At 53.3% G+C, this 811-nt stretch carries 1 rRNA gene; it reads left to right on the forward strand.

Annotated features, from left to right (window positions below):
* Nucleotides 1-299: 299 nt before the first annotated feature.
* Nucleotides 300-811: ribosomal RNA gene (locus ACFSR7_RS08605) — 23S ribosomal RNA — on the forward strand; the annotation flags it as partial.

Raw genomic sequence — 811 nt, forward strand, 5'->3', positions numbered from 1 at the left:
ATCACCTCCTTTCTAAGGAGCCCTTCGGGGCATTACGTAAGTCCGTGGTTTTATCGCTCGAGTTCAGTTTTGAAGGAGAAATCCTTCTAAGCCTCTAACTTTCGGGTTAGTCGATTGCACCTTGAAAACCGGATAGCGAAACGAAAATGCGCAAATTAGAAATTCTCTACATTGCCTTGTTGGCGAGCTTAGAGCGAAGAGATGTCGCATGGAACAGCCTTTCGAGGATCGGTCGAACTGCGCAAGCAGTGAGACGGATAGATCGGAGAACGCTGTGACATCGACAACTCGGAGCGACAGGTTAAGCTATTAAGGGCGCACGGAGGATGCCTAGGCGCCAGGAGCCTAAGAAGGACGCGGCGAACAGCGAAATTGCCTCGGGGAGCCGTAAGCAGGCTTTGATCCGGGGATGTCCGAATGGGGAAACCCGGCTGGGGTCACGCCCAGTCACCTATGAGTGAATACATAGCTCATAAGGAGGCACACCCAGGGAACTGAAACATCTAAGTACCTGGAGGAGAAGAAAACAAGAGTGATTCCGTCAGTAGCGGCGAGCGAAAGCGGATTAGCCCAAACCTGAGAGCTTGCTCTCAGGGGTTGTGGGACGTCTCACATGGAGTTACAAAGGAGCAGGTTAGGCGAAGAGGTCTGGAAAGGCCCGGCATAGAAGGTAAAAGCCCTGTAGCCAAAAATCTGCTCCCTCCGAGACGGATCCCGAGTACCGCGGGACACGAGAAACCCCGTGGGAATCCGGCAGGACCATCTGCCAAGGCTAAATACTCCCTGGCGACCGATAGTGAAGCAGTACCGT

This window comes from Cohnella sp. GCM10020058 (assembly GCF_042683485.1).
Taxonomy (GTDB): domain Bacteria; phylum Bacillota; class Bacilli; order Paenibacillales; family Paenibacillaceae; genus Cohnella.